A 26,519-nucleotide genomic window follows, 5' to 3' on the forward strand; every position below is an offset into this window, starting at 1 on the left:
CGCAGCAGTCTCCGACCTCTAAGAATATTCAAAAAATTGCAATGGACGTGAAAGATATTCAATCGCCGCCTCCTTCAGGCGTAGCCTTAGGTATGCCCCGCAAAGGCATGCCGCAGAAAGTGCAATTTGCCATCCTGCTGATCGCGGGAGCGGCCATCATTGCATTTTTAGTGATTGGTCCGGCGGGGCTGCGCGCATTGTTTTCGAAAGAAAAACCCGCCGAAAGCCATGTTGAGACCGCACCATTTCAGCTCACCCCGGAGCAATGGGCGACGATCAAGACAGAGCCGGTCAAAGAAATCGCCTTCCAGCCGGAACGCCAGGCTGACGGTAAAATCGCGATCGATGCCGACGCGACAACGCCGGTTTTTCCGCCCTACTCGGGGCGGGTGACCGGCCTTTTCGTGCGCGAAGGCGATTATGTCGAACAAGGCCAGCCCTTGTTCCAGATCGATTCCACCGATCTCGTTCAAGCCCAAAACGATCTTGTCGCGGCCGTCGCCGCAGTCGCCAAGACGGCATCGCTGGTCAATCTTCTGCAAACCGGCGAACAGCGCGCCCATAAGCTCTTCGACATTCAAGGCGGTTCTCTGAAGGATTGGCAGCAGGCGCAGGCCGATCTCACCGGCGCCCAAAACGACCAAAAGGCCGCTCAGATCGCGCTTGCAGCCGCAAAAGCCAAGTTGCGCATCCTCAACCAATCGGATGAGACGATCGCGGAAATCATCGCGACCGGCCATACCAACCCGGATCTCACTGTGCCTGCGCCGATCAGCGGTTACGTGCTGCAACGCAAGCTGGGTCTGCGCCAATATGTCAACCAAGGCGCAAGCGATCCGGTCTTTGCCATCGGCAATCTCTCAAGCGTCTGGCTTGTCGCCAATGTGCGCGAAAGCGATGCCCCCTTCGTCAAGGTCGGGCAGCCGGTGGAAGTCCGCGTCACGGCTTTCCCTGATCGCGTGTTCAAGGCGACGATCAATTTCGTCGCCGCCTCGGTCGATCCGAATACGCACCGCCTGCCGATCCGCGCGCAAGTTCTCAACCCCGGCGGACTGCTGAAGCCGGAAATGTGGGCGAACTTCACCATCATCACCGGCAGCAGCCATAAGGGCCTCGCCGTGCCGGAGGAAGCCATCGTCTATGAAGGCGATACGGCGCGCGTCTGGGTCGCTGAAAAAGACCGCGACACCATCGTCACGCATGAGATCAAAACCGGCGTGACGAATGGCAATGAGGTTGAAGTTCTATCCGGCGTCTCGCTGGGTGAACAGGTCATCACCCGGGGCAGCATTTTCATCGACCGCGCCGTCTCCGGCAACTGAAACCTCGCGTCTTCCTGTGAACCATTTCGATCGACAGAACCTGAGTTGAAGAGTTTTGAGGATGCGCCAGCCGAGCCAAGGATCGTGACATGAAGGGATTGCTCGCCTTCGCCTTGAAGAGCCGCGCGCTGGTCGTGGTGCTTTTGTTCGCCGTGATCGCGGCGGGCGGCATCAGCTTTGCGAATTTCAATATCGAGGCCTATCCCGATCCGGTCCCGCCGCAGATCGATGTCGTCACTCAATGGCCCGGCCAATCGGCTGAGGAAGTCGAGCGCTACGTCACGATCCCGCTCGAAGTGCAGCTCGCCGGCATGCAGAATGCGACGTCCGTTCGGACGAGCTCGCTTTTCGGTCTGTCCGACGTCAAAGTGCAGTTCAACTACAACGATACCTATAACGAAGCGAAGCAAGACGTGATGAACCGTCTGTCGCAGCTTTCGCCCTTGCCCGGCAATATCCAGCCATCGATCTCGCCGACGAGCCCGACCGGCGAAATCTATCGCTATCGGATCGTCGGACCGCCGGGATTCAGCCTCACCGACCTTAAGACGCTTCAGGACTGGGTCCTCGACCGCCGCTTTCGCGCCGTCCCTGGCGTCATCGATGTGACGGGCTGGGGCGGCCTCACCAAGACTTATGATGTCTCGATCGATCTCGCCAAACTCCAAAATTATGGGCTGACGCTCACGCAAGTGCTGACGGCGCTGAACAACAGCAACATCAATGTTGGCGGCGATCTCCTCTCCATCGGCCCACAAAGCGCCGTCGTCCGCGGCCTCGGCTTGATCCATTCGATGGATGATATCCGCAACACAGTGCTGATTCAGAACCAGAACAACCCCGTCCTCGTCAGCGATGTCGCGACCGTCACCGTCGGACATAAGCCGCGCCAGGGCATCGCCGGCATGGACAAGGACGACGACATCGTGCAGGGCATCGTGCTTCTGCGCCGTGGCACGCCCACCCTGCCGACGCTGAAGCTCGTCGAAGCCGAAGTCGAAAAGATGAACACGAGCGGCATTCTGCCGCCTGGCGTTCGCATCGTGTCCTATTACGACCGCACCGATCTCATCAATGTCACGACCCATACGGTCTTGCATAATATCGTGACCGGCATCGTGCTCATCTTCCTCGTGCAATGGATTTTTCTCGGCAATTTGCGCAGCGCCATTGTCGTTGCAACGACGATCCCCTTCGCCCTTTCCATTGCTTTGATCATCATGACGCTGCGCGGCGAATCCGCCAATCTGCTTTCCGTCGGTGCGATCGACTTCGGGCTGATCGTGGATTGCTCTGTGCTGATGGTGGAGAATATCTTCCGTCATCTCGTCGAAAGCCGGCATCCCCGACCGGGCACAAGCGGTCAGAGCAGCATGCTGCACCAGCTCCGCGACTATGGGCTCTCCGGCCGTCTTGCCATCATCCATGCGGCAGCGAGTGAAGTCGGCATATCGATCTTCTTTTCGGCGGCGATCATCATTGCGGCCTTCGTGCCGCTCTTCGGTCTCGGCGGCATCGCCGGACATATTTTCTCGCCCATGGCGAAAACCTATGCCTATGCCTTGCTTGGCGCGATGATCGCGACTTTCACCGTCTCGCCGGCCCTCTCCGCCCTGCTCCTGCCGCTCGATCTGGAAGACAAGGAGACTTTGCCGATCCGGATGCTTCAAGCCCTCTACCGGCCGGTCCTGCACTTCGCCGTGGCCAACCGCATGCTGACCTTGGGCATCGGCGTTTTGCTTGTGGTGACGAGCATACTTGCCGGGCGTTCGATGCAGCTCGAATTCCTGCCAAAGCTTGAGGAAGGCAATCTGTGGATCAGGGCCACCATGCCGACATCGATCTCGCTCGCGGAGGGTGATGGCTATGTCAACCGGATGCGCGCGGTTATGCTCTCGACTCCCGAGGTCATTACCGTCGTCTCGCAGCACGGCCGCCCGGACGACGGCACCGACACGGCCGGTTTCTATAATGCGGAATTCTTCGTGCCTTTGAAACCGCCGTCCGAATGGACGCGCGGCCTCAACAAGGAAGAGATCACGAAAGAGGTCATCGACAAGCTGCAGGCCGATTTTCCAGGCGTGGACTTCAACGCCTCGCAAAACATCCAGGATAATGTCGAGGAAGCGGCCTCCGGCGTGAAAGGCGAGAATTCGGTCAAGCTTTTCGGCAACGATCTCGAGGAGATGACAAAGACGGCCTTCAAGATCAAAGACGTTCTGAATTCCGTCGAGGGCATCACCGATCTTGCCGTTTTGACATCGCTCGGCCAGCCGACGGTGACGATCAAGGTCGACCGGGCCAAGGCCGCCCGTTATGGCCTCATGCCGGGCGACATCAATTCGACGATCCAGGCCGCGATCGGCGGACAGCCGGCGGGCGACCTTTACGAGCGAGGCAGCGACCGGCATTTCCCGATGGTGGTACGCTTGGCGCCGCAGTATCGCGGAAACCTCGATGCCATTCGCAATATCACCGTGGGCGCGCAAGGCGCGAACGGGACCATCCAGGTGCCGCTGAGTGAAATCGCGGAAATCAAGCTGACCTCCGGCGCGGCCTATATCTATCGCGAAGGGCAGGAACGCTACATCCCCATCAAATTCAGCGTGCGCGGCCGCGATGTCGGCGGTGCCGTGCTCGAAGCGCAAAGAAAAGTCAGCGAATCAATCGTGCTTCCGGCGGGCGAGCGGCTCGTCTGGGTCGGCGAAGTCGAAAATCTTCAAGACGCGATCAAGAGCCTGATGGTTCTCGTTCCAACCAGCATCGCGTTGATCCTCATTCTGCTCTACGGCATGTTCGGCAGCATTCGCGATACCTTGCTGGCGGCAAGCGTCATTCCAATGGCGGTGGTCGGCGGCATCTTCACACTGGTCATTACCGGAACACCCTTCAGCGTGTCGGCCGCCATTGGTTTCGTCGCGCTGCTCGGTATTTCGGTCATGGATGGCGTGATCGTTCTCTCCTATTTCCGGCGGATCATCGCAGAAGGCCGGGAACGGCATATTGCCGTCATCGAGACGGGCACGACTTTGCTGCGCCCTGTCGTCATGACCTGCGTCGCCGCCTGCGTCGGCCTCGTGCCGGCAGCGATTTCGACCGGTATCGGTTCGCAGGTCCAGCGGCCGCTCGCTTTGGTCGTGGTCGGCGGCATTCTGCTCGCACCAATTCTGATCCTGATCATCCTGCCGGTGATGATCGACGTCTTCACCCCGGACGAATCCCATGAGCCGGTCGGCCACGTCGCACCTGAGCCGGGAGAATAGTGATGTACCGGCGCACCACGGACCCAAGAAACGCCGCTTCCGGCGAAGAATTTTATGACAAAATCCGCCCGGCGGTTACGATCCGGCCGTCGGCGTATGGCGTCCCGCGGAGCGGGCTCGAACTCTCCGGCCTCCACAAGGCTGTTCGCAGGCCGGGGGCGTGACCATGAAAAAGCGACTGCGGATCGCGCCAGGACCGCTTCCGCTCGTTTTGAGCCTGCTATCGGGCTGCGCGCTCGGCCCCGATTATGTGGCGCCGACGGCGCCGGAGACGGCCGGCTATACGCCGGAAAAGCTAGGCGCGACCGCCGCGAGCGACAGGCCTGAAAGCAAGTCGCAGAATTTCGTCGACGATCTCGATATTCCCGGCCAATGGTGGACGACGTTTCGTTCGCGCCAGCTGAACGATCTGATCGAGACCGCGATGCGGCAGAATCCCGACTTGCAAGCCGCGCAAGCCGGCTTGCGCAATGCGCGCGAATTGTCCGTCGCGCAAAGAGGGCTTTTCTATCCGCAAGCCAGCGCCGGCTATAATACGACGGCCGGTAAGGTCGGCGAGGACGTCGCCTCCCCGCTCGCCTCGAACCAAGTTTTCTACAGCCTGAACACGGCAAGCGTGACGGTCGCCTATACACCGGACGTCTGGGGTCTGAACCAGCGCCAGGTCGAATCGGTCGAAGCGCAAGCCGAGATGCAGCGCTATCAGCTCGAAGCCGCCTATCTGACGCTGACCTCCAATCTGGTCCTGGCGGCCGTGCAAGAAGCCTCATTGCGAGGCCAGATCGCCGCGACGAAACGGATCATCGCGATCGAGAAAGAATTGCTCGATCTTTTGCGCCGTCAGAAGGACTTGGGGCAAATCTCCAATGCCGATGTCTTGGCGCAGGAGGCAGCGCTCGCGCAGGCCGAGGAGACCCTGCCGCCGCTGGATAAGCAATTGGCCGTGCAGCGCGATCTTCTGACCGCGCTCGCCGGGCAATTGCCGCAAAATCAGATCGGGCAGAAATTCGATTTCGCGTCGTTTCATCTGCCGCGCGAACTGCCGCTGTCCCTGCCCTCGAAACTCGTCGAGCACAGGCCCGACGTCAAAGCGGCGGAATCCAATCTTCATTCGACGAGCGCGGCCATAGGCGTTGCCGTTGCCAATCGCCTGCCCGTCCTCAATCTCTCGGCGGAATTCGGATCAAGCCCAGCCAATTGGTCCCGGTTTTTCGAGCCTCAAACCCTGTTCTACACCCTGATCGGCAGCGCCGCGCAATCGGTCTTCGATGGCGGGACGCTTCTTCATAAGCAGCGCGCCGCCGAAGCCGCATACCAACAAGCCGAGGCGCAATATCGCTCGACCGTGATCACTGCGTTTCAAAATGTCGCCGATTGCCTTCGCGCCTTGCAAGCCGATGCGCGCACGCTCAAAGCCGCGATCTATGCCGAAACGGCCGCGCAGAAGAGCCTCGACCTGACGAGCCAGCAGCTCCACCTCGGGCAGGTCAACTATCTTGCTCTGTTGAACGCCCAGCAAACCTATCTGCAAGCCGCGATCACCCGCGTTCAGGCGCAGGCCAATCGCTATGCCGACACGGCGGCGCTTTTCCAGGCACTCGGCGGCGGCTGGTGGAACCGTTTGGACGTCGCGGCAAAGGCCGATGCCAACGACGATCTGCTCGGCATCCGTTAAAAGCGGGCAGCGGCCGGCCACGCTCGCAACGTGCGATGGAACACGCCCTATCGGTGGCACCTATGCCATCTACGAGGGGGGCCCATCAGCGGATGCGAGATTTGGCATGTCCCACATTCTGATACAAACCGAAGACCGTCTCGTCGTTAAACTGAGTTCGACGCTCAGTCTGACGTCCGCGCTTTTTACGTTGGACCGTTCCACGCGACGCGTTCATATCGAGAAAACGAGTTTCCTCACGCCTGCCGAGCCGCTCGACATCGCCTTCTCCGACATCTCCTCGATCGAGGACGGCTCGTACCCCGAGGAAAATGTCACAGATCACGCGATCCATTTCGAGCTTCAATCGGGCGGCCGAAGACTGATCCGCGGCGGCGACGAGACCACGACGGCAGACGCAGCCGCCCGCATGCAAGACTTCCTGCACATGTAGCAGCTCTATCTATTCGGATCGTTCAGCAGCATCCGATCCGAAAAGTCTGCACCTTTTCGGGATGCTCGCTCTTCGCTTGCCGCATCATCTGATCCGAAAACTCTCCAACTTTTCGGGATGATCGCTCTTCACTTGCCGCATCATCTCATCCGAAAAGTCTGCAACTTTTCGGGATGATGCTAGTCCAACGGCTCCCAGGCTGCGATTTCGATCCCGAAACCCGACAGGCCGACATAATTCATCGCATGTGCCGACCGCAGCCGGATCGAGGAGACGCCGAGATCGCGCAGGATCTGCGCGCCGAGGCCGACCTCACGCCATTGTTTCGTCCGCAAGGCTTCGGACGAGTCCGCATTGTCGAGCTTCGGCACATTGACCGGCACGCCAGCCGTTCCATCGCGCAGATAGATGAAGACGCCGCGGCCTTCCTGTTTGAATTGCGCAAAGGTCTTGCGGATATTCGCGCCGCCGGTGATGACGTCCGCGATCAGATCGACGCGATGCAGCCGCGCTGGCATGTTGCGCCCATCGCCGATCTCGCCTTGCACGAAGGCGAAATGCTGGACGGGGTCGTAGGGCGTGACATAGGCATAGCCGAGAAGCGGCCCGCTCGGCCCCTCGACCGCGAATGTGCCGACACGCTCGACGAGTTTCTCGCGCGCCTGCCTGTAAGCGATGATGTCCGCCACCGAAATGCGTTTCAGGCGGTGCTGCGCGGCAAAGGCCTCGATCTGCTCGCCGACCATCACCGTGCCGTCGTCATTGGCGAGTTCGCAGATGACGCCGACCGGCGGCAGGCCGGCAAGACGGCAGAGATCGACGGCGGCCTCCGTATGGCCGGAGCGCATCAGCACGCCGCCATCGCGCGCGATCAGGGGAAAGACATGCCCCGGCCGCACGAAATCGCTGGCGCCCATATTGCCATTGCCGAGCGCGCGCACCGTATTCGATCTCTGCTCGGCCGAGATGCCCGTGGTCAGGCCGTGGCGCACATCGACCGAGACCGTGAAGGCCGTGCCATGCGGCGCATCATTCGCCGCAACCATCGGCTGCAGATGCAGGCGCTGCGCATCCTGCGCCGTCATGGGGGCGCAGACGATGCCGCAACAATTGCGGATGATGAAGGCCATTTTTTCGGGCGTGCAGAGCGATGCGGCGCAGATCAGATCGCCTTCGTTTTCGCGGTCGTCATCGTCCGTGACGACGACGATCTCGCCGCGGGCGATGGCCTGGATGGCCTCGGTGACGGAATTGGGCATAGCGGTCATCTCCTTCGACGCGCTCAAACTTAAGAAATCATTCGGCGTGACCGCGCCCTGGGTTTCGCGCAAAATGACGAGCGCGGTCTCGCGCGAGACCCAGGCATCGTCTTGATTGCAGATCTGCGAAATGGCGCCTTTGGAAAGGCCAACCCGCCGGGCAAAATCCGTCCGGCTCACGTTATTTTGCTGCAGCCATGCACCGAGTTTCATAAAGATGATCTAGGATCGGCCTCTGGTTTAGTCAAACTAAATCCCCGAATGGGCATCATGTTCAAGTTTAGCAAACTCCTGGCTGCGCTCGCATCCATCACATTGATTTCACTTGGCCTACTGGCTCCGGCATGGGCGGCACCCGCTCAAGCCTGCCGCCCGCTCGTCGAGAATGGCAGCCGCTACACGGTCTGCACTTACGATGCCAGAACCGACAAGCTCCAGCTTTTCTGGCGCGACCCGGGCGGCAAACCTTATGGCGGCTACGACACGCTGGCCTCAAGCCTGAAACAGGTCGGCAAGACCCTCGCCTTCGCGATGAATGCCGGGATGTATCACCCGGATTCCTCGCCGGTCGGGCTTTACATCGAAGAGGGGCGTCAGATCATCCCGGCCAATACGCGGTCCGGCGCCGGCAATTTTCATTTGAAGCCGAACGGGATTTTCTACTTCGGCCGCGGCGGCGCAGGCGTGATGGAGACCGAGCGCTTCTTGAAGTCCGGCATCGCCGCCGATTATGCGACGCAGTCCGGCCCCATGCTCGTCATCAATGGCGCTATCCATCCGAAGATCGAGCCGACCGGCACATCGGAGAAAATCCGCAACGGCGTCGGCGTGAAAGATGGGCACATCATCATCTTTGCGATCTCCGACGAACCTGTGACCTTCTATAAATTTGCGAGCCTATTTCGCGACACGTTCAATTGTCCCAACGCGCTCTTCCTCGACGGATCGATCTCGAGCCTTTACGCGCCGTCGCTCGGCCGCGCCGACCGCTGGCAGCCGGTGGGTCCGATCGTGGGGGTCGTCGAGAACGCCGGGCGGTGAGAGGCGGATGGATCGAGGCGTCGCTGCAGAAATTTCAGCTGTGTTGAGCGCGAAAGCGCCCGACGAGGATTCCTTTTGTCAATCGCTTCAAGCCTATTTGACCCCAACCACGCACAATCCAGCCAAGCCGCGTATAATCCGTAGGTGTCGCAGTTTCCGCCGAAGGGATTGGGGAAGAGACGTCATAATCTTATCGAACAGACGGCCGAACCAAAAAGGAATTTGAATTTCGCGTCCCCCGCCGGACGCAAATAGCCACACCTTGCGGAATCCAGATTGCTTGAATGCGGTAACGATGGACGCATAGTCATATTCTTTGAGATGAAAGCCGGTTGCTACATCATCAAAATAGCCGCTCACATCATGCGGCCCGGTCACCCGGCTCGGCGTGTTACAGCGATACAATCCGCCTGGCCGTAAGATCCGCAAAACCTCCTTCATTTGCGCGATCATGTCGTCAGGATGCAGATGCTCCATGAATTGGTCTGAATAGACGAAATCCACCGATTCATCAGGAAGCGGGATCAATATGCCGTCGCATTTTAGATATCGAAAATTCTTCGGCGCTTTGCCATAATCAATGACGACATCCTGGACATCGGTGGCGTAGGCGATCCGTACATGCGGCGCCACCATGTAGCTAAGCGTCCCGTCGTTAGCCGCGACCTCCAAGAAGTCGGTTTGAGGATTGATATAGCGACGGAAAGACTTCAATCGAATCGAATTACGCTCGTCGCGAGCCCTTTCGTGGAGTTCGCGGGCCGTGTCACTTTCGCCTTGCTCGGCGGACATGACCTCATAGAACTCGCGATAAACATCAATATAAAGTTGAGGCCGTTCCTCCGCGGAAGCGGTGCGCAATTTATCAGACAAGCGGCGCTCAAAAACATATGCATCAACGATATCTTGATCGGAGCGCTGATCATTGCCGCGCCTGCGTATCAGCATCGCGTCGCTTTGAAATTTATGGGTCATCCCGAACCCCAACAACTGGGCGGAACGTGTCACAAAATCGATGACCGGTCTAATGATTTTGAGCTACATACTTAACTCAACTTACATTCTGAGCGGCATTTTTTGTCGCTATAAACTGGGTAGAAGATTGTGCTTTTTAATAAGAGCCAAATTCATCTGTCGGTTGCTTCGCCCAAGCTAACAGCATCGATCTGGAATAGGCCGCATATCGAGGCTTCGGCTGGGAGGAGCGAAGTGCATGATGGATTTGACGAGACGAACGTATCTGGCGGGCCTCGCAACATTGGCCCTCATGCCTCCTAGGCCAAGCGCAGCGGAGAGTTATTGCAATGACAAGAGCGGCGCCGCGTATGCTGCGCCAAAGCCCGTTTTGCCGCTTGGCGATATCTCGCCGCGGACACTTTGGGGCGTGGCGCTTGCATCTCCGGCTCTCTACGATGAATCACTTGTTCAGGCAATTTCGGCGGAGCGGCCGAAATTTCTCGCGATTGCCAATGCCTTGAAATTCGGCAATCTTTATCCGGAGCCAGCGGATATCGACGCCAGCGAAGGCAAGAGCTGGCGCGAATGCGATGATATTGTCGCGCTTGCAAAACGTCTGCGCGTACCTCTCCGCGGTGATTGCCTTGCTTGGAACGAGTGGCTGCCAAAATGGCTTGTCGACCTTGCTCAGCGGCGTGATGAGCGTTCCAAGGACACGGTCATGCAGATCTATCAGAGGCACTTTCAAAATGTCTTTGCGCACTTCAGGCGGTTGGAGACGTCCAACGACATGACCCTACTGCGCTGGTGCGGCGTCATCAACGAACCGTTCAATCCGTGGATAGAAGAAAACGGGGCACCAGCTTGGCGTAAAGGCGCGTGGCTGAACGCGTTCGGTCTCGCGTCTGACGGCATACCGCTTTACATTCATCAGGCCTTTGTTTTCGGTGAGCGCTTCGGATCAAATGCCATATCGCTCTTTTTGAATGAGACTTATTGCGATAACGACCGGTTCGGCCCGAAGGTCAGGTTAGCCCTGCTCCGGTTGGTCGATGCGTTGCAACGAGCCGGCAGAAAAGTCGATGCCATAGGCCTCGAATGCCACCTCATGCCGCAATGGATGAACGAACCCGATAAGCCGGATTGGAAACCCTTTGTCGGATTTATAAGAGAGCTAGCGCGCCGAAACGTGGAAATTTACATAACCGAGCTTGATGTTAACGACTGCTCGCTCAACTCTGTTGCTGAGCGCGACGCGCAGGTCGCTGCTTATATGGACTCTTTTGTCACGGCCGCTTTGCAGGTCCCAGCGGTTACAATGGTGACCAACTGGGATCTATCAGACAAATACTCTTGGCTGCGTGGCGATGCATCTCCTTCGGATGTCTTTCCGTCTCTGGGCGGCTGGGCGAATTGCGTTTCACACCCATCCTGTCCTCGCCCGGATCCCTATGATCAAAACATGCATCCGAAAGCTGCAAGAGACGCATTGGCCAGAGCGCTTGGTGTCAGGTGACGATCGGTCTGTCTTTTTCGCTTTCTTCACGCACACGCAGCCATTCGGCGCCGCTTCGGCCCTATCAAAGATCGAGAGCAATATCACCTTGGGGCTGGCTGCAGCAGATCAAAAGATTGCCCTCGGCCGGCGGTTCGATTGGGTCCGGCTGATAGATGACTGAGCCGGAAATCAGCTCCGTCTCGCAGTTATGACAAACTCCGGTGCGGCACGACCAGCGCACCGGCACATCGCAGGCTTCGGCGAGTTCGAGCAGGCTGTGGAACCCGGAACCCCAGTGGACAGCGAGATTGCTGCGCGTAAAGGATACAATCGGCCCGACCTCCGCGGCTTCCTCCGGCGGATGCGGCGGCCGCCGCGAGACCGCGGCGATGCCCGGCGTCATCGACGGGCCCGACCCGAAATTCTCGGTGTGCAGGCGGTCACGGATGACCCCCGAGCCTGCAAGGCCGGTGACGAGATCGCTCATAAACGCGGCTGGACCGCAGATATAGACGTCCGCATCGGGCGGGACGCCGATTTCCTTCAACACGTCCACATCCACGCGTCCCACCCCATCGAAATCGACAGACGGCCGATCGGTTGGGTTTGGCGCACTGTAGCGGATGTGGCTATGGCTTCCGGGCAAAGACTCGAGAAGTTCGCGCACCTCCGCCGCGAATGGATGCTCGCTGCCGTTGCGGGCACCGTAAATCCACCAAATCTCTCTCCGAGTTTGCTCGGCGGCCAGTGCATACAGCATTGCGAGGACCGGAGTGGCGCCGATGCCGGCACTGACAAGGAGCACGGGACGCTCGCCTGGCTGCAACGTGAAGCTGCCACGCGGGGCGCTTACATCAAGACTATCGCCCGCCTGAACCTGCGTATCGATGTAAGCCCCGGCGGCGCCATGCGGCTCGCGCTTGACGCTGATGCGATAGCGATCCCGGCTCGGCTCGCCCGACAGCGAATAGCTGCGAAGCAGTGCGCTCCCATCGGGCAGTGGCCCGAGCCGCAAAACGATAAACTGCCCCGCCTCGGCGGTCGCAAGCGGCTCACCGTCGGCCGGCTCCAGGACGAGCGAGGTGACATTGCTGCTTTCGTGCAGCTTGCGCGACACACGCAACGAACGGAAGCCGCGCCACGCGGGGGGCGAACCCGTCGGTGGGCCAAGTCCTGGGTTACCGGTTGTTCCATTGCCTTTCCGTTCCCGGTCGAGCAGCGCCTCTAACGAGCTGCGCCAACCGGCGCTCAATGCCGGGATACGCAACGCTCGTTCCAGACCGCTCGCCGGGTGACCCGGCAAATAGAGCAGCGCATTGATCTCGGCGACGGTCATCCCTTCGGGACCGGCCTCGACCTTCGCAATTTCGGCGCCGGCGCCGACTTCGCCTTCCTTCAAAACCCGGAAATAGAAACCGGGTCTGCCATGTGAGACGAGCAGTGCTGCCATCTGCGGCTCGTTCATGCGGATGCCGACGCGATAGCAGGTGACGCGCGGCTGCGTCACTTCGAACAGGGCGTCGCCGATCTGGTAATGATCGCCAATGCACACTTCAGTATCCGCCAGTCCCTCGACGGTAAAATTCTCTCCGAACTGGCCATAGGTATAGTCATTTCGACCGAGCTGGTTTTGCCAATAACGATAAGATTCGATCTGATAGACAAAGACTGCCCGGTGTTCGCCACCGTGCCCCGCCAAATCTCCTTGCCCGTCTCCATCGAGGTTGAGCCGTCGTGCCATCCGCCGGCCCTGAACCGGCGTTTTCCAAACCGCGGAGTGGACAGTTTTCCCTTGCCACTCGATGTCGCGTGGCAGGCCCACATTAACTGAGAGCAACCTCGCCATCGTTTTGATCTCCTCTCAAGAGAAGCCCGTCGCGCGCTCGCCTCAACTCGGGCTAAGCCAAGGCCGAAAAGCTCGTCGGCGTGAGAAGCTGATTGGCAATGCTCGCAACGATTGGGCCGTCCTTCTCGCTCTCTTCGCGCACGCGCAACCATTCGGGGTCGCTCTGAAACGCGGTCCATTTGGCCTCGCGGTCGGCGAGAGAAGTCCAGCTCAGAATATAGGTCAGTTCGGCGTTGGAATTGCCAATCAAGGTCGTCCAGAATCCGACCTGAACGATCCCATGTTTTTTCCAGATGGATGTCGTGTGATCCTTGAAACGCGCGAGCAAGGCGGGCATGCGCCCCGGCACGACGGTATAAACGCGCAACTCATAGAGCATTGAATGGTCTCCTGCGAAAACAGTGTCCTTTGAACACGGATCGATGCGCCAGTCAGCGCTCCAAAAAATCCTGGTGCTCCGGTTCAGCCTCCCAGAACCTGGCGGCCGGAACGACTTGGGTCACGATCTTGTCCGGCCAATGTCCGGCCGCGTCGAGACCAGCGATCACATCTTCGGCAATGCGCTTCTGATCCTCGCTCGTATAGAAAATAGCCGAGCGATAGCTCGGGCCCTCGTCATCGCCTTGCCGGTTCAGCGTCGTCGGATCGTGAATCTGGAAAAAATGTTCGAGCAGCATTTGGAAGCTGATCGCCTTCGGGTCGAAGATGACTTCGACGGCTTCGGCATGCGTTCCGTGGTTGCGATAAGTGGCGTTGGCAACATCGCCGCCAGTGTAACCGACACGTGTCGAGACCACGCCTTTACGGCGCCGCAGGGTGTGTTGCACGCCCCAAAAGCAACCGCCGGCAAGAATTGCGACTTCATGCGGAAGGGAAAGGTTAGTGCCGCTTATCCCGCCCTCCCGTTGCCGCTTGGCCGATCCAATAGATCATGGTCACTTCGCCAATTCCTCCGCCGAGAGGATGCGGATCATGCACCAGTTTGCCGTCTGAAAAAATGACCGCATGGTCTACGCCGCGCGGACTTTGGCCGCGCGCAATATAGAACTCGGGCAATGGGATGTGGTTATCATGGATGTTCGCCGGACTGTCGTAATGAAAATCCTCTTTGAACATCAGGCTCACCCATTCGACGACTCTGTCCAGCCAATATTCGTTGCGGCGCGCGATCATTCCCTCGAATTCGGGAACCATCCATAGCGGTATTTCCAACAGAGAGGCCAAAACCGCGGCAAGGCAATTTCCGTGATGCCCTCCGCTGTCGCTATAAAGCTTTGTTTGCGTAACGGGTATCATAGCGCGCTCCGGGATTGGTTGATCCTCGTTAGCGCATGGATATAGGCAGCATACAAGCGGCGCCGCACACGGGTTGCCCCGCATGCGGGCGCAGCACCCTAATCGCCGTCGATCTGCCGGCCGACGATGGCGATCGCCCGCTCATAGACGGGCGCCGCGTTCCACGCCTGGATCGCGGCGAAATTGGCTTCGCCCGGCTGATAGCCCGCACCCGCCTGCCAGCCATGCGCTTTCAGGAAATTCGCCGTCGAGGTCAGCGCCACGGAGGCATTGTCGAGACTTCCGCCCGTGCCATATTCGAGAATGGTCTTGGGCAGGAATTGCGTCTGGCCGATCTCGCCATGCATCGAACCGCGCGCGCCGGGCGACAACTCTCCGCGGTCGATCAGTTTCAGCGCGGCGTAAAGCTGATCGGTGAAATAGGCCGAGCGGCGGCAGTCATAGGCGAGCGTCGCGACGGCCGAGAGCGCATCCTGATTCCCATGGACGCGCCCGAAGCCCGTCTCCATGCCCCAGATCGCGATGAGCGGCCCCGGCGGGACGCCATATCGCTGCTGAATCGAGGCAAAGAGCGCCGCTTGGGAGCGCTTCAGCCCGCGCCCCTGCGCGGCAATGGCGGCGCCGCCGCGCCGTGCGAGAAAGGATTCGAGCGACACATGGAAGCCGCCCTGCCCGCGATCGGCGCCGATCGTCGCGTGATTGTAATGCGTTGCCGCAAGGGCAGCGAGCGCCGTGCCGCCGACGCCCTTGGCCCGCGCTTCCGCTTCGAATTGCTGCTTCCAGCTCTCGAAGCCCGCCGAGTTGGTACCGCATTGCGCGGCATTGGCTTTGCCGGCCATGCAGCCGAGCATCAGGAAGGCTGCCACTGCGGCTGTCTTGAACTGCCTGCTCTTGGACATTGAGAACTCCCGTGAGATTCCGTCTCGTCGGACGATACGCTGGCCCGCCAAGCCTGTCGACATGGCCTATCGATGTTGGTTTCCGTTTAACCTTCAGATCCGAGCATATTTGGTTGGTTAAGACGTTGAGATGACGCCCCACGCCAGGCTCCGGCCGCAGCGGTCCTAGGCCGCGATGGCGGCGTGGATCGCCTTGCAATGCCGGACGAGGTTTTGATGTTCCAAAACGAATCCGCGCAGCGGCGTGTCGATCTCGAAGACGTAAATATTGGCGATCGAGCCATAAAGCGCCGCATCGAGGCTCGTCGGCTTTGCGCCGAATACGAAGCCGTCCTGCGGTACGAGGCGCGCCAGCACGCCGAGATCGGCGAGGCCGCGGGCATAGGCGGCGTCCGGTTCATAGCGGCCTATGCCCTGGTAGAAGTAACGTTTGAAATTATAGTCCCGCGCGGCTTCCAAAGCGGCCGTAGTCATGTCCTTATGGGTTGCAAGAAAAGCGTCGCGGAATTGCGGCCAGAATTGATCGTCCTTCCAGCGCGAATAGGACATCACCCAATAGAGATCGTCGAGCACGCGGCGGACCAGAAGATGGGTGTCGCGCTGCGCGACGGTGAGCCCATCATCGATCGTAAGACCATAGCGCCGGATCAAATGTGCGATGATGACATCGCTGTCGCCGATCTTCTCGTCGCCATCGAGGAGATAGGGCAATTGCCCGCGCGGCGCCTGCGCCGTGTCGATGATATGCTCATGCCGGAACGGCAGACCGCAGAGTTTGAGGAAGGCATAAATTTTCAACCCGAAGGGGTTGTTGTCGGCAACGCCGAAGAGCTCGGGGTAGGAAAATAAGGTCAGCATTCCGGCCTGTCCAAAAGCGGTTCGCCCTGGAGTATATACGAAGATGCCAGCTTCGCTCTCGATCGGGCCAATGATGGAGACAAATCATGACTGATCGTGATGGGCCGCCTCGTTCTCATGCGGCATCTTCTGGTCCGTGGGGGGCGCCGTCGCCTGAAGCAGCGGGAGAGCCGCCGGAAGCAAATCATGCCTCCGCTCGAAAGCCATGGCGGTTGGGCTCCTTCGCCATACTCGCCGTCATTCTTTTCAGCTACGGCGTCTCTGCCTACAGAGATCTCTCGCGACCCGAAGCCTGGGCCTATTGGCGAGATCTCTATTTTTCGCCGGGCCTCACCTCTACCATCGTTTCAGACGCTTATACCGACAGCGCAGGTCATCTTCATCCAGGCTTGGCGGTCAGCGGGAAAATAGGAGCCGCAGCCGCAAGTTGGTTTCGTGACAGAATCGAGGAAGCCCATCTCTCGCCGGGTGATGCCGTGTTCTTGTCTTCGCCGGGCGGATATATCGACCAAGCCCTCATCATAGGCGAGGTCATTCGATCCAAGGGGCTAGTCACAGCCGTTGGCGTGCCTGATTCCTCCGGTCACATAAAACCGTCCTATTGCGCGAGTGCCTGCGTATTTGCCTATGCAGGCGGGACGGTTCGCATCGGTATCCCAGGATCCAAACTGGGTGTCCACCGGTTTACGACTACCAGCACAGGCGGCGACCCGGTCGCCGATACGCAGAGAACCACGGGTATCGTATTAGGATATATGACGAAGATGGGCGTCTCATCCGCCGTCGTGGAGGCGATGTCCGCGACGAATGATATCCACTGGCTCAGCGCAAAGGAAACCACCGAAACAGGGCTCGTCACCGATCCCTTGGGGAGCGGCGGTTAAAAATCAAAAATGCCGCGAATTGGCGCTTTTCTGTAGAGATTTTGATATTCCGTCATATTGCCTTATGGCTTTGATCGTGAAAAGCGGCCGAGTGGCGTAAACTGACGCCCATCACGCAATCGAGATCAGCCGCCGCTCCCATCGTCGCCAGCGACGTGCTGCGCGGCCTTTTAACTTTCAGGCAATTCATCCGTGACCTTGTTCAAGACCAGCCCACCGCTGGCTCGTGCGCTCGCCGAGCGCAATTATGCCGATGCGACACCCGTGCAATCCGCCGTCCTGACAGAGGAAGCGGAAGAAAGGGACATTCTCGTCTCGGCCCAGACAGGCTCCGGCAAGACGGTTGCCTATGGCTTGGCCATCGCCGCGACGATTCTCGGCGAAGACGACAAGTTGAGCAAGGCTGCCGCGCCCCTCGCCCTCATCATCGCGCCGACGCGCGAACTTGCCATGCAGGTCGAACGCGAACTGGCCTGGCTCTATCAATATGCCGGGGCAAAGATCGTCTCTTGCGTCGGCGGCATGGATAGCCGGACCGAGCGCCGCAAGCTCGCAGACGGCGCGCATATCGTCATCGGCACGCCCGGCCGCCTGCGCGATCATATCGAGCGGCGCGGCTTGATTGTGGATGAGCTCAAGGCCGTCGTCCTCGACGAAGCCGACGAAATGCTCGACCTCGGCTTCCGCGAGGATCTCGAATTCATTCTCGAGGCGACGCCCGCCGCCAGACGCACTCTCCTCTTTTCCGCGACCATGCCGAAAGGCATCGCGGCTCTGGCCAAGCGTTATCAGCACAATGCTTTGCGCATCGAGGTCGCTGGCGGCGAGCGCGGTCACGCGGATATCGAATATCGTGCGATCAGGGTCGCTCCGCATGAAACCGAACATGCGGTCGTCAATCTCCTGCGCTTCGTCGAGGCGCAAAGCGCGATCGTGTTTTGCAACACACGCGAATCGGTCAGGCACTTGCACGCGACCTTGCTCGAACGCGGCTTCTCGGCCGTGCTCTTGTCGGGCGAATTGAGTCAGCACGAACGCAATCAATCCATGCAGGCCATGCGCGATGGCCGGGCGCGCGTCTGCATCGCGACAGACGTCGCCGCGCGCGGCATCGATCTGCCCAATCTCGGACTGGTCATTCACGCCGAGCTTCCCAACGATGCCGAAGCGTTGCAGCATCGCAGCGGGCGCACCGGCCGCGCCGGCCGCAAAGGCGTGAGCGCTCTGCTCGTCCCCAACGCGCGGCGCCAGCGCGTCGAACGGCTTTTGGCGGAGGCAGGCGTTCGCGCCTCCTGGAGTGGACCGCCTTCCGTCGAGGAGATCCGCAAGCTCGATCAAGAGCGCATGCTGCAAGATTCGATTCTGACCGAGCCGCCGGCCGAAGAGGATTTCGAGCTCGCAAGATTGCTGCTTGCGGAACGAACGCCCGAAGAACTCGGCGCGGCCTTGATCCGCGTCTATCGCTCGCGCCTGCCAGCCTTGGAGGACGTAACCGATCCCGGCCAAGGCCCGGAGCGCCGCGAGCCGCGCGGATCGAAAAACGCGCCGGGGAAAGGTCCATCGGCCAAGACCTCCAAGGCGCCGCGGGCGGCTTTTTCGGGTGAGGCCACTTGGTTCCGGCTCGATATCGGGCGAAGCAAGAACGCCGATCCGAAATGGCTTTTGCCGATGCTTTGCCGCAAAGGAAAAATCAGCAAACAAGACATCGGCGTGATCCGCATCTTCGACACCGAAACGAAGGTTGAAATCGCGGAGCCGGTCGCGGCGCAATTTGCCGCCAATATGAAACGGCCGGGCGGCGACAATATCCGCGTCGAACGGCTGAGCGGCGGCCCTGAGCCCACGGGCCCGGACGCCCCGCCGAAAGGCGGTAAGCCGAAACGTGCGAAAGAAAAGCGCGACGGCCCAGCAAAGACCTGAATGACGGCAATTTCGTCGGGCGGCGGGCGGCTTTATCGCTTGCCGCTGCCACGCCCACGCTTCAAACTGGCCGCCTCAGCCGGAATCGTCCCCAGCATCGCGTGGCTGGCACTGTCCGGTGGGGCGGTGCTGACGGTGGGCTTCACGTTTTTTTTCGAACCTGCGGGCTCAGATCCTGATGACCGGCATATTGTCAGCCCTCGTGTTCCTGGGGCTGCTTGTCATCGTATCGATCGATCATCCCTTCACTGGTCCAGCCTTCGTCGGCAGCGAGCCGCTTCAGCGGGTGGTCGAGGACTTTGGAAGTTGAACGCGCGTCGCAAGCATTGGATCACGATGATTCGTGATCGACGCTAACGGCTTAAAGACTCGAAATAAAAGAACCTCCAGCGTCGGGACAGCGCTGGAGGCGAGGTGATGCCAGTTGGAACGAGATGAACCCGAGCCGTATATGGTATGCCATATACTGTATTCTATGTCTATTGTGCCGAAAGTCGTGCTCACCCGCTGATGGGGCTGGAATGACCGCGCTCATTCTTCGACCTCTGCCAGTTCTTCCGGCTTGCCGCCCAGAGCTCTCACAAAATTCTTCGCCAGTGCGTGATAGAGCCCCTCATTGTAGATGAGCTTGGAGCAGGCCGTCGCAATGACCGCTGCGACCATCAAGGGAATGATCATCGCGTGGTCCTCGGTCATCTCGCCGACGATGACGAAAGACGTCATCGGCGCCTGCACCACGCCGGAGAGATAGGCGACCATGCCGAGCAGCGCCAAGGCGCCGATCGGCACATTATGAAAGAGCGGGCTTAAGTCGACACCAAGCCCCGCGCCGATCGAAAGAGAGGGCGCGAAAAGGCCGCCCGGAATCCCGCTGATGGAAGAAAAGATCGTCGCCAAAAATTTCCAGGATGCGAAAGAAAAGGCCTGGGTGTTCTCGCCATGCACGATGGCGCGGGCCTGCTCGTAGCCCGTGCCATGCACGGTGCCGCCCGAGAAAAATCCGCATATGGCGACGCCGAGCCCGCAAAGAATGGCAAAGACGATCGGATGGCGCCAGATCCAGCCGCCGACCGTGCCCGGCAGGCCATTGCCGAAGAGGATCAAAATGCGGCTGAAGAGTCCGCCGCTTAAGCCCCCCGCTATGCCGCAGACCGGCACCACCGCCCAAGCGGGTCCAAGCGGGAGCACCGCCGGCGTCGAGCCGAAATAAGCGTAGTCGCCGACGATGGCGAGCGAGGTCAGGCCCGCGGCGATGACCGCTCCGAGCACAAGCCCGTTGGTCTTGGACTCGAACGATCGGCTCATCTCCTCGATGCCGAAGACGATGCCTGCGAGCGGCGTGTTGAAGGCCGCTGCGATCCCCGCCGCAGATCCGGCGAGCAGAAGCCCGTTCTGCCGATAGGGTGAGAGCCAGGCGAAGGACCCCATGATCGCGGCGCCGACTTGCACACTAGGCCCCTCGCGGCCGATCGAGGCGCCGGAGAGAAAACCAAGCATCATGACGAGGACCTTGCCGAAGGCGACGCGCAGCGACACGAGGCGCAACCGCGCCGTTCGGTCGGCGACCTGAGTCGCCGCGATCACCTGCGGAATGCCGCTGCCCTGCGATCCGGGGAAAAAATTGCGCGCGAGATAAGCGCAGAAGCCGAAGCCAAGCGGCGTCACGAAGAAGGGCACATAGGGCCAGAGGCTCAGCATGTGCCGGAAATAGGACTGCGTGATGTCGGCGAGGAAGGCCATGACGATCGCCGCCAGACCGACGCAAATGCCGCCGATCAGAAACAGAAACCGGCGGCGCCATGTCTTATAGGCGATCCGCGACAGGCCGAAGAGATGCTGAATATAACGGCTGTCTATGATCGCCACCGCACGCCCTACCCTACCTCGGCCTCAACCGCCTATTTGTCCGCGATGGCGGAGGAACTGATCGGCCAGCACGCAGGCGACCATGGCTTCCCCAACCGGCACGGCCCTGATGCCGACACAAGGATCATGCCGGCCGGTCGTCGAAACCGTCGTATCATGCCCCGCCCGGTCGATGGTCTGGCGCGGCGTCAGGATCGACGAGGTCGGTTTCACCGCGAAGCGCGCGACGATCGGCTGGCCCGTCGAAATGCCGCCCAAAATGCCGCCGGCATGATTGGAGAGAAAGATGGGCTCGCCGTCATTGCCCATGCGCATCTCATCGGCATTTTCTTCACCCGACAGAGCGGCGGCGGCGAAACCCTCGCCGATTTCGACGCCCTTCACGGCATTGATCGACATTAAAGCCGCGGCCAATTCGCTATCGAGCTTGCCGTAAATCGGGGCGCCCCAGCCGACCGGCACGCCCTCGGCGACGATCTCGATCACCGCGCCCGCCGATGATCCGGCCTTGCGGATCTCGTCGAGATAGGCTTCGAAAAAAGCCGCCGCCTTGGCGTCCGGGCAAAAAAACGGATTGCGGTCGATCTCGGCCCAATCCCAACGCGCACGATCGATCTTATGCGGTCCGATCTGCACCAAGGCGCCGCGAATCTCGACGCCCGCAATCACCTTGCGCGCGACGGCACCGGCGGCCACACGGGTCGCGGTTTCGCGGGCCGACGAGCGGCCGCCGCCGCGCGGGTCGCGCAGGCCATATTTGGCATCGTATGTATAATCCGCATGGCCGGGACGGTATTTGTCCTTGATCGCGTCGTAGTCTTTGGAGCGCTGATCGGTGTTTTCGATCATCAGCCCGATCGGCGCGCCGGTCGTGACCTGCTCGGCCCAGCGCTCGTCGACATAGACGCCGGACAGGATCTTCACGAGATCCTCTTCCTTGCGCTGCGTCGTGAAGCGGGACTGGCCGGGCTTGCGCTTGTCGAGATGGAGCTGAATGTCGGCTTCCGTCAGAGGAATGCCGGGCGGACAGCCATCGACGACGCAACCGATCGCCGGCCCATGGCTTTCGCCGAAGGTCGTGACGCGGAAAAGATGGCCGAATGTATTGTGGGACATGGGCTCAAACAGGATGCGCAAACCCTCTCCCTGTGGGAGAGGGTGGTCAGCGGAGCTGACCGGATGAGGGGTTGCGATGCAGCAATTGAGGGACCGTAACCCCTCATCCGCCTCGCATTCGCTCGGCACCTTCTCCCACAGGGAGAAGGTTTAACCAATCCCTTTGTATGACCCTTAAAGCTCATACGAAAGATGAAGCGCAGCCTGGCCCGAAGCGCAAAAACCCTTCAGGCAGCAGCCTTTACGGGTTCTTTCTGGATTGCTTTTTCAACCGCCTTCGGCTCAGCCGGAGAGCCGACCCATTCCGAATTGGCCGGAATGTGCTCGCCCTTCATGACGAGGGTCAGAGGTCCGAGCCGCGCATAATCGCCGACATGCGTGTCGTAAAGAACGGTCGAGCCCGCGCCGACCGCCACGCCCTTGCCGACATGGATACGGCCGACCTTCATCACCCGGTCCTCGTAAAGATGCGTCTGCAGGGCGCACATGGAGTTCAGCGCCGCATAATCGCCGACGGTCACGCAATCGAACTCGGTGATGTCGGTCATGTCCATATAGACGCCGCGGCCGAATTTGGCACCGAAAACCCGCAAGATCCAAGGCAGGAACGGGGTGCCGCGCAGATGGTCGAGCAGCACGCGCCCGACCATGCCGGCATAGATCACCGCGACCGCCTCGGTCCGCATCGCCCACCAGGACCACATGGGCTTCGTCATCGGCTCATAGCGGCCCATGGTCAGCCATTTGATCGCAACGACCACCGCCGTCAGGCCGAGCGTGATCGCCACAGCCGAGATGATGAAAAGCTTCGCAACCTCGGCATAGTGGCCCTCAATCACGGCCCGGCTGAACCATTCGACCGCCCAGGTGCCGAACGTAATGAAGAGCATGGTCGGCATCGATATTGTGATCGCCTCGAAACCAGCTCTTGCGAATTTCTTCCAGCGTGGCGCCTCATAGGTCCAATTGGCATTGCCCGTATCGAATCTTTGCCGCACGGGCAGCTTGATCGGCGGCGAGCCGAACCACGTATCTCCGGGGCTCATCAATTCATTCGCCGGTGGCTTCGACTTGATGCCGATCAGCGCATTATTGGGGATTTCGGCGCCGGCCGGCACGACGGCGCTGTTGCCGACGAAGACCCGCGAGCCGGTCTTCACATGTTTCAGATACATCCAGCCGCGGCGGATCTCCTCGTCGCCGAGCACGACCTCGTCGGCGATGAAACATTTCTCGCCGATCTCGACAAGGTCGTAGCGGCCGGACAGATTGGTGGAAATCTCCGCGTCCTTGCCGATCTTGGCGCCCATCAGCCGGTACCAGCCCTGCATATAGATGGTCGCAAAGAGCGAGGAGAGTGTTTCGAGCGTGATTTCGGACGCGAGCGCAACCGACCATTTGCGGAAATAGAACCAGGAATGGATCGAATAGGTGCCTTCCTTCACGCTCGGCAAAACGATCCAGCGGAACAGGATGATAAAGCCGACCGTGGCGAGCACGGTGACAAAAGCCGTCGGCCAGGCCATGACCGGGATCATGGCCATGTAGAGCCCCCGGTCGACATCGGCGATGCCGATCAGATCGTCGATCTTGTCGAAGACCCAGAAGGCTGGAATGATCGGCAAAAGCCCAAGCGGCGGAATGACGAGAAGCATGAGCGTATAAAGCGCATTCATCACAGTGCGACGCAGCGGCGACGCCGTGGCCTGCGGATCAAGCGCGGCCTGATCGACAATGCCGACTTTGGTTCCCGGCGATCCGTCCCAAACCTCCCAGGCGCCAACATGCGTATTGGCGCCGATCGACGTCAGGTCGCGCAATTCGGCGCCCTCGTCCAGGACGACGTTTTCTTCGATCACGCAGGACGAGCCTATATAGGCGTCCCGGCCGATCGTAATCTCGCCGATGATGAGTTCATTGCCTTCGACCCGCGCATTGGCGAAAGTCGCGAAGGAGCCGATATTGGCGCCATCGCCGATGCTGATCAGGTCAAAGGCACCCGCCTCGATTTCGGCGAGAAGTGTATCCTTGCCGATCTTCGCGCCGACCACCTTCATGTAAAGCGGCAAAAGCGGCGTGCCGTGAAACCATCTGGTGTGGACCAGTCCTAAAAAGCGCTTGGACAGCCACCAGCGGTAATAATAAACGCCCCAAAGCGGATAGCGGCCCGGTTTGGTCCGGCCGATGATTGCCCATTTGGCGGCAATCGCAATCACCAGAATCGCGATATTGATCGAGATATAAACGCCGAGCAGCGAGGCCACTTCCTCGAAGATCGACGCATCCGTATCCGTGAGCAGCATATAGCTCACGAAAACCCCGAGCCATTCCGCCGTCACGAGCCCGAGAATGATCGGCAGCACGATCAATTGCGCGAGGCCGCAGAGGAAATGCCGCAGAAACGGCGGCGGCGTGAAGGACAGATCGCGCGGCGGCCCGATATCGCCCGATTTTTTGTCGAGCAGGTCCGCGAGCAAGCGCAAGGAGCGCGCCGTATAGACGTCCTGCAACGTAATGCCTGCGAGCGCCGGCGTTTCGCGCACGATCGAGATGAGACGCGCGGCGAGCAGCGAATGACCGCCAAGATCGGTGAAGAAATCCGCATCGAACGGGATGGCTTGCGGCGGCAAGACACGCTGCGCCGCGGCAAGCAGCTTGGCTTCGGTTTCGGTGCGGGGATCTTCCTGGACTTCGTTGCTCCCAACGGAGTGCAGCTCGACCTTCTTCAGGAAATTGCGGTCGACCTTGCCCGACGGCAGCCGCGGCAGGCTGTCCACCGGCTCATACCGGTTCGGCAGCATATAGGCCGGCAAATGGGCGCGCAGAAGATTGCGCATGGTGGCGGGATCGAGTGCGGCCCCCGCGACGGCGACGACGAAGGCCACGAGTTCTTCGACGCCCGCTTCGCCTCTTTGGACGACGGCGGCTTGCGAAATCTGCGGCAGATCGGTGAGCTTGGCTTCGATCTCCCCGAGCTCCACGCGAAAGCCGCGCACTTTGACCTGATCGTCGATCCGGCCGCGAAAGATGAGGTTGCCCTGCGGATCGATGAGAACGGCATCGCCCGACCGGTAAAGCCGTCCGTCCGAAGCCGTCGCATCGAACGGGTTGGCGATGAATTTTTCCGCCGTCAGCGTCTCGCGGTTGAGATAGCCCGTAGCAATGCCGGGTCCGCCGATCAGGAGCTCACCCTCGATGCCTGCTCCGAGGAGCCGCAACTCGTCATCTGCCACATAGCAGGTGTAATTCGGGATCGGCTGTCCGATCGTGACCGGCTCATTCGGATGGACTTCCGAGATCGTCGCAACGACGGTCGCCTCGGTAGGCCCGTAGGAATTGAAGATGGTGCGCCCGGCCTTGCACCAGCGGGCACCGAGCGCGGGCGGACAGGCTTCGCCGCCCAAAATGATGATCCGCAAGGTTGCGACATCGCGCGGCAGAAGCGACAGCAGAGTCGGGACCGTGTCCAGCACGGTGACGCCATAGGCTTCGAGAAGATCCGGGAGCTTGTCGGCTTCCGCCATAATCTCCGGCGTCGCGACGAAGAGGCTCGCCCCGACGAGATAGGGAAGCCAGATTTCTTCCATGGAGAGATCGAAGGCGACCGAGGCGCCCTGGAAAACGATATCGTTCTCGCTCAGCCGGTAGACTTCATTGGCGGCGCGCAAATAATGACAAATATTGCGGCTCGAAATGACGATGCCTTTCGGCATGCCGGTCGAGCCCGACGTATAGATGAGATAGGCCGGGTGATCCGGCGTCGCGCCGAGCACGCGCGCATCGACCTTGGTGCGATCGGTCGGGTCGATGAGATCGGCCGGGATCACGATGGGGCAAGCAGCATGCGCGCGCGCGGTCTCGACGAAGGACGGTGCCGTCAGCAGCAGTGAGGCTTGTGCATCGGTAAGGCAGGTCGCGACGCGGTCGGCGGGCGCATCCGCGTCGAAGGGCAGCCAGGCGGCGCCTGTCTTGGCGATGCCGATCTGGGCGATCAGGAGATCCTGGCCGCGCGCCATCCAGAGGCCGACGACATGGCCGGGGCGTACACCGCGATGATAAAGGCCGCGCGCTATGGCTTCGGCCTGTGCCTCGACCTCTCCATAGGTGAGCCGAGCCTCGGGCGTGATCATGGCGACGGCTTGCGGATCGGCGCGGACGGTGGCGGCGAAGATTTCGGACAAGAGCTCGTCGCGGATCAGGTGCGGACGAACCGGACCGCGCAGACCAGCCTTCGCCGCGGGACTCTCCGACGCCACAGAAGCTAATGTCACGCCTTCGTCTTTGACCGTCTGGTACAGAGCCATATCGCTTTCGAGGTCGGCCAACGCGTGCGGCGGGTGAAAACTCGGAACCCTCATCCGAGCCTAACCTTATATCCTGGCAGGT

19 protein-coding genes and 1 pseudogene are annotated in these 26,519 nt (G+C 60.2%); 9 read left to right on the plus strand and 11 right to left on the minus strand.

What is annotated here, in order from left to right; translation table 11 throughout:
* Positions 1 to 41: 41 nt before the first annotated feature.
* The 4 genes from A3OQ_RS0116580 (at position 42) to A3OQ_RS0116595 (ending at position 6,693) form a co-directional block, all read left to right on the plus strand.
* A complete protein-coding gene (locus A3OQ_RS0116580) occupies positions 42 to 1,322 on the plus strand; it encodes an efflux RND transporter periplasmic adaptor subunit (RefSeq protein ID WP_020176540.1) in 1,281 nt (426 codons plus the stop codon).
* Positions 1,323 to 1,411: 89 nt separating this feature from the next.
* Positions 1,412 to 4,585, plus strand: a complete 3,174-nt coding sequence (locus tag A3OQ_RS0116585) for an efflux RND transporter permease subunit (RefSeq protein ID WP_020176541.1) — start codon at positions 1,412 to 1,414, stop codon at positions 4,583 to 4,585.
* A 166-nt stretch (positions 4,586 to 4,751) separates the two neighbouring features.
* Positions 4,752 to 6,260 (plus strand): efflux transporter outer membrane subunit, encoded by a 1,509-nt coding sequence (locus A3OQ_RS0116590; protein WP_020176542.1) that lies wholly within the window; start codon positions 4,752 to 4,754, stop codon positions 6,258 to 6,260.
* A 106-nt stretch (positions 6,261 to 6,366) separates the two neighbouring features.
* Positions 6,367 to 6,693 carry a hypothetical protein gene (locus A3OQ_RS0116595; RefSeq protein WP_020176543.1) on the plus strand — a complete coding sequence of 109 codons (327 nt, stop codon included), beginning with the start codon at positions 6,367 to 6,369 and terminating at the stop codon, positions 6,691 to 6,693.
* A 179-nt stretch (positions 6,694 to 6,872) separates the two neighbouring features.
* Here the strand turns inward: A3OQ_RS0116595 and ribB are convergent, their stop codons facing one another.
* Complete coding sequence (gene ribB / locus A3OQ_RS0116600) at positions 6,873 to 8,165, minus strand: 3,4-dihydroxy-2-butanone-4-phosphate synthase (RefSeq protein WP_020176544.1); 1,293 nt, start codon at positions 8,163 to 8,165, stop codon at positions 6,873 to 6,875.
* A gap of 48 nt (positions 8,166 to 8,213) precedes the next feature.
* Here ribB and A3OQ_RS0116605 point away from each other — a divergent pair, with 48 nt between their 5' ends.
* Positions 8,214 to 8,993: a phosphodiester glycosidase family protein gene (locus A3OQ_RS0116605; protein WP_020176545.1), complete on the plus strand. Its 780-nt coding sequence runs from the start codon at positions 8,214 to 8,216 to the stop codon at positions 8,991 to 8,993.
* Between the two features lie 93 nt (positions 8,994 to 9,086).
* On the opposite strand, the gene A3OQ_RS23730 is transcribed toward A3OQ_RS0116605, so the two are convergent.
* The gene (locus tag A3OQ_RS23730) at positions 9,087 to 9,968 is read right to left on the minus strand and encodes a class I SAM-dependent methyltransferase (protein WP_083931613.1); all 882 of its coding nucleotides are present in this window, start codon (positions 9,966 to 9,968) and stop codon (positions 9,087 to 9,089) included.
* A gap of 238 nt (positions 9,969 to 10,206) precedes the next feature.
* On the opposite strand from A3OQ_RS23730, the gene A3OQ_RS0116615 reads away from it, so the two are divergent.
* Positions 10,207 to 11,466, plus strand: a complete 1,260-nt coding sequence (locus tag A3OQ_RS0116615; RefSeq protein WP_152428495.1) for an endo-1,4-beta-xylanase — start codon at positions 10,207 to 10,209, stop codon at positions 11,464 to 11,466.
* A 64-nt stretch (positions 11,467 to 11,530) separates the two neighbouring features.
* Here the strand turns inward: A3OQ_RS0116615 and A3OQ_RS0116620 are convergent, their stop codons facing one another.
* The 6 genes and pseudogenes from A3OQ_RS0116620 to A3OQ_RS0116645 all read right to left on the minus strand — a co-directional run bounded on the left by A3OQ_RS0116620 (position 11,531) and on the right by A3OQ_RS0116645 (position 16,347).
* Complete coding sequence (locus A3OQ_RS0116620) at positions 11,531 to 13,294, minus strand: MOSC and FAD-binding oxidoreductase domain-containing protein (protein WP_026595930.1); 1,764 nt, start codon at positions 13,292 to 13,294, stop codon at positions 11,531 to 11,533.
* Between the two features lie 52 nt (positions 13,295 to 13,346).
* Positions 13,347 to 13,673, minus strand: a complete 327-nt coding sequence (locus A3OQ_RS0116625; protein ID WP_020176549.1) for an NIPSNAP family protein — start codon at positions 13,671 to 13,673, stop codon at positions 13,347 to 13,349.
* Positions 13,674 to 13,728: 55 nt separating this feature from the next.
* Positions 13,729 to 14,187, minus strand: a pseudogene (gene msrA, locus A3OQ_RS22785) (peptide-methionine (S)-S-oxide reductase MsrA); the annotation flags it as partial.
* Complete coding sequence (locus A3OQ_RS22790; protein ID WP_152428496.1) at positions 14,174 to 14,467, minus strand: hypothetical protein; 294 nt, start codon at positions 14,465 to 14,467, stop codon at positions 14,174 to 14,176. The gene A3OQ_RS22790 and the pseudogene msrA, both read right to left, overlap by 14 nt.
* Positions 14,468 to 14,688: 221 nt before the next feature.
* Complete coding sequence (locus A3OQ_RS0116640) at positions 14,689 to 15,489, minus strand: lytic murein transglycosylase (RefSeq protein ID WP_020176552.1); 801 nt, start codon at positions 15,487 to 15,489, stop codon at positions 14,689 to 14,691.
* A 165-nt stretch (positions 15,490 to 15,654) separates the two neighbouring features.
* Positions 15,655 to 16,347 (minus strand): glutathione S-transferase family protein, encoded by a 693-nt coding sequence (locus A3OQ_RS0116645; protein ID WP_020176553.1) that lies wholly within the window; start codon positions 16,345 to 16,347, stop codon positions 15,655 to 15,657.
* Between the two features lie 212 nt (positions 16,348 to 16,559).
* On the opposite strand from A3OQ_RS0116645, the gene A3OQ_RS0116650 reads away from it, so the two are divergent.
* The 3 genes from A3OQ_RS0116650 (at position 16,560) to A3OQ_RS25225 (ending at position 19,461) form a co-directional block, all read left to right on the plus strand.
* On the plus strand, positions 16,560 to 17,231 hold the full coding sequence (locus tag A3OQ_RS0116650) for a COG3904 family protein (protein WP_020176555.1): 672 nt from the start codon (positions 16,560 to 16,562) through the stop codon (positions 17,229 to 17,231).
* Between the two features lie 192 nt (positions 17,232 to 17,423).
* Positions 17,424 to 19,151, plus strand: coding sequence for a DEAD/DEAH box helicase (locus A3OQ_RS0116655; RefSeq protein WP_020176556.1), 1,728 nt, complete (start codon positions 17,424 to 17,426; stop codon positions 19,149 to 19,151).
* Between the two features lie 178 nt (positions 19,152 to 19,329).
* Positions 19,330 to 19,461, plus strand: coding sequence for a hypothetical protein (locus tag A3OQ_RS25225; protein WP_020176557.1), 132 nt, complete (start codon positions 19,330 to 19,332; stop codon positions 19,459 to 19,461).
* Positions 19,462 to 19,682: 221 nt separating this feature from the next.
* Here A3OQ_RS25225 and A3OQ_RS0116665 read toward each other — a convergent pair whose 3' ends face one another.
* The 3 genes from A3OQ_RS0116665 to A3OQ_RS0116675 form a co-directional block, all read right to left on the minus strand.
* Positions 19,683 to 21,017, minus strand: coding sequence for a chloride channel protein (locus tag A3OQ_RS0116665; protein ID WP_020176558.1), 1,335 nt, complete (start codon positions 21,015 to 21,017; stop codon positions 19,683 to 19,685).
* 24 nt (positions 21,018 to 21,041) lie between these two features.
* A complete protein-coding gene (gene aroC / locus A3OQ_RS0116670) occupies positions 21,042 to 22,133 on the minus strand; it encodes a chorismate synthase (RefSeq protein WP_020176559.1) in 1,092 nt (363 codons plus the stop codon).
* Positions 22,134 to 22,360: 227 nt separating this feature from the next.
* Positions 22,361 to 26,437, minus strand: a complete 4,077-nt coding sequence (locus A3OQ_RS0116675; RefSeq protein ID WP_040581310.1) for a Pls/PosA family non-ribosomal peptide synthetase — start codon at positions 26,435 to 26,437, stop codon at positions 22,361 to 22,363.
* Positions 26,438 to 26,519: the final 82 nt, after the last annotated feature.

This window comes from Methyloferula stellata AR4, assembly GCF_000385335.1.
In the GTDB taxonomy this organism is placed as follows: domain Bacteria; phylum Pseudomonadota; class Alphaproteobacteria; order Rhizobiales; family Beijerinckiaceae; genus Methyloferula; species Methyloferula stellata.